Consider the following 3,512-nt stretch of genomic DNA (forward strand, 5'->3'; position numbering starts at 1 on the left):
TGCGCCACCGCTTCACGGGAACCTTCGCCAGCGTCATAAGCCACAAGTATCCGCTCCCGCAAATCCAACGAAATCGTCTTCACCTCTTCCTCTTACCTTCCACCCTCAGAAAAGGCTACAGTTTTATTTAAAACGCTCTAGCGGCGGCTTTCAAGCCGCCGACTTTGGAAAAAAGACACATTGTCGCGTAGCGACAAAAGAGCTCGGATGTGATGCGGATTCTTGCGTCGCTGACGCGATGCGGACGAAAATGTGACCAGGCCACGAGTTGAAACTCGTGGCTATGAATCTACTCTCGCTACGCGAGAAACCAGCTACTGCTTCGCGCTGAAGTCCAGGCACACGAGATGGTCTTCCGAGCGCAGGTAGAGGCGTTTGCGCGAGAGCACGGGTGCGGCCCAGCAGGGATAGTGCAGCTGCGGCACTTGCCAGCGAGAGACCTCTTCGAGCTTCTCCGGATTCACCTTCACGATGCCCAGCAGACCGCCTTCACCGAGGGTGATGAGTTTACCCTCGGCCATGATGGCGGAGCCGCGGCCAAAAACATTGGGTTGCTTGCCGCCGCTGCCCTTGCCCCAGCTCTCATCGCGATCCCACAGCACCTTACCAGTCTTCAATTCTACGCAACGGAAGCGCGCATCAGGTTCGTTGCGGCCGCTGAAGGCGTAGAGATTGCCCTCATGATAGATAGGTGTGGTCCAATGGATCTCTAGCGCTGGGATGACGCGTTGTTCTGGTGGTGCTGGGCGGCCCTGCAATTCATTCGGGTGACGCCAGATTTGCTCGAAGGATTTGCCGTCTGGCTTCACGCGCAGAACCACGGAGCCGATGCGGAAATACGCAGCAGAGATGAAAACTAGGTCATCCACCACTACGGGGTTGATGGCGTTCACGGAATCTTTGACGTAAGAGCAGAACCAGCGACTGAAGTTCACCTCACCGGTCTTGGGATCAAGTGAGACAAGGCCTTGGCGCGTAAGGGCAAAGAGGGTGCGCTTCCCGTGGACCGTGGCAACAACTGGCGTGGAGTAGCTGGCCTGTTTTTCGTAAGGAACCCAATTCACGAGACGATCACCGGGGAAATCGAACATCGGTTGTCCCTGCCAGTTCTTCGCGCCCACGCTTTCCCAGATAGTTTTGCCCGTGGCAGCATCGAAGGCGACCATGCCGGAGTTCGGCTGGCCACCTACCATGGCGATGAGGAGATTCTCTTCAAGGATGGGTGTGCTGCCGACGCCGAAGAAGGCTTCGGGAATCTGGAAATCTTTGGCGGTATCGCGTTCCCAAACTTTCTTTCCGGTTTCGAGATCAAGGCAGAGGAGTTTGCCTTCCACGCCGAAGGTATAGCAGCGATTCGTCGTGAGCAGGGGGGAGCAACGTGGGCCGTTATTGTAGCCGTAAGGATCGGTGTAACTGCATGGATAAGCGTAGCGCCACAGAGATTTACCATCCGCTGCCGTGAAGCATTCCACGATCTCTTCGCCGCCGAGGCGGTGATGCAGCACCAGTTTTTCCCCGCGGATGGACGGCGCGCTGTAACCGGTGCCGATCTTCAATGCCCAAAGCTGTTTGGGGCCATCCTTGGGTAATGAATTGAGCAGGCCGGTTTCGAGGGAGGTGCCATTCGCACGCGGGCCGAGGAATTGTGGCCAGTCTTCAACGGTATTGGTGGCGGTCGCTGCGTTGGAGGTGAATAGTGGGGAAACCGTTAGCGCACAAATCCACGCCCATGTGCGAAAAGAGTTCAAGGCCATGGGATGACGATAGGCTTGGCTATGCGCCTATCGCAACCCGAAAGCGAACGAATCATAAACGCAGGAAGATCTTCTTCCGGTGCAGATACCAGACGAAGAGGGTGGCGAGGGCGAGGCCCATGATGGCGCCGGCCATATCACCTAACCCTTGCACCTGATCGTTTAAGAACTGCCGGACATCGCCGCCCACGAAGCGGTCTGCCTGGCGGCGGAAGCCAATGAGATTGTTTGCGAGATAAACCGTGATGGAGTTCATGCCAATCCAGATGAAGGGCTGGCACCATTTCTGATATTTCAGCACATCCACGATGAGGTAAAAGACGCCCATGAGGATGGCGCTGTAGCCGCCGGCGACGAGCACGAAGGAGCTGGTCCAGATCTTCTTCACGACCGGGAATTGCAGGTGCCACAGCCAACCGATGATGGCAGCGGCAATCCCGCCTGAGATCAGGTAGATGACTTTGCGGTGATCACAACGGTCGGGATCGCGCAGGAAGAGACCGGCGAAGGCTCCGAGGAGGCAGGTGGCAATAGCGGGGATGGTGCTCAGCATGCCTTCCGGGTCCCAGTAGGTGTCGTATTTCTTGCCGGGGAGATATTGGAAATCGAGGTGGTTGGAGACGTTGTAGCCGGGCTCGAATTTGCCGGTGGTGGTGGCGGTGGTGTCCGCAAACGCGGTGTGGGCGAAGGCGAGATTGTTCGTCACGCCGGCTTCCTTGGCCATGGGGGCGAGGGTTTCCTTGTTGAGTTGGATGTCGCGGATGGGCACGAAGGTCATGATGCCCCAGTATCCGATGAGCAGACCGGCGCAGATGCCCGCGAGCGCCTTGGGCTTGAAATAACAGAAGAGCAGGCCGCCGAAGAGGTAGGCCAGGCCGATGCGCTGGAGGACGCCAAGCAGGCGGATATCCGGCCACTTGTTACTGAAGCCGCCGGAGTAAAAGATACCGATGACGACGAGCAACAGCCCACGGCGGATGACGCGCTTCACGGCCATGGAGCGTCCCTCCTGCTCGATAGTGCGGGTGAGGGAATAGACCATCGCCGCGCCGACCATGAAAACGAACAAGGGAAAGATGAGGTCGTAGAAAGCGAAACCAGCCCACTCCTTATGCTCCAGTTGGGAGGCGAGGAAATGGATGAAGCCGCCGGATGCTTGCGCGCCGTCTTTGCCCGCGCTCATACGATTGAGCGCATGGACAAGGGCATCCGCACCGAGAATCCAGAACATATCGAAGCCGCGCAGGGCATCGAGGGACATGAGACGGGGAAAGGACTTTGGTTCGGCGGCAGCGGCAGTGGATGGCGCGGGGGTGCTCATACGCTGGGCGGCAGTATGAGCAGGGAGGGGGAGGGAAGGGAAGCGGAGTTTGTGTTAGCCAATTATTTCATCGAAGCCTGAACCGTGGAGTTGACGTTTGTATGCATCAACGGGCGTTGGATTAAGTATTTGTCGTGATGGAATCTTTCCAGATATGCACTGATATATGTGTAGGTCTTTTGATCGTAGCTGTTAGTGTAAGTGGTCTGTTTGATTTGGAATCCCGAACCTTCCAGCCACTTGGCGGTAAGTGGAGAAAGCTTACCCGTGCGGTTAAGAGATTCTGACGGATACAAAAGGTTGTGATTCGGTGAGATTGTTTTCGGCCAAACATCTGCTTTTAGTTCTAATAATGCAGCCCGCGGTTCAGTGCGGAATGGGTGGGTATCGCTGTATTGGCTGTAAGCGCTCTGCTGCAGGTCCGCGAAAGCAACACC

At 56.7% G+C, this 3,512-nt stretch carries 3 protein-coding genes; all 3 read right to left on the bottom strand.

Annotation, left to right across the window (positions count from 1 at the left end):
• Positions 1–314: 314 nt before the first annotated feature.
• Positions 315–1,754: a PQQ-binding-like beta-propeller repeat protein gene (locus VGH19_00005; GenBank protein ID HEY1169723.1), complete on the bottom strand. Its 1,440-nt coding sequence runs from the start codon at positions 1,752–1,754 to the stop codon at positions 315–317.
• A gap of 52 nt (positions 1,755–1,806) precedes the next feature.
• Entirely contained in the window at positions 1,807–3,075 is a 1,269-nt protein-coding gene (locus tag VGH19_00010) for a DUF5009 domain-containing protein (GenBank protein HEY1169724.1), read from the bottom strand.
• Between the two features lie 62 nt (positions 3,076–3,137).
• A partial coding sequence (locus tag VGH19_00015) for a hypothetical protein (protein HEY1169725.1) occupies positions 3,138–3,512 on the bottom strand: 375 nt, incomplete at its 5' end.

The organism is Verrucomicrobiia bacterium, from assembly GCA_036405135.1.
Taxonomy (GTDB): Bacteria; Verrucomicrobiota; Verrucomicrobiia; order Limisphaerales; family JAEYXS01; genus JAEYXS01.

Bases quoted from the DNA above. Each gene is read 5' to 3' on its own strand.
- VGH19_00010 (HEY1169724.1), bottom strand. From the start codon at position 3,075: ATGAGCACCCCCGCGCCATCCACTGCCGCTGCCGCCGAACCAAAGTCC.
- VGH19_00005 (HEY1169723.1), bottom strand. From the start codon at position 1,754: ATGGCCTTGAACTCTTTTCGCACATGGGCGTGGATTTGTGCGCTAACG.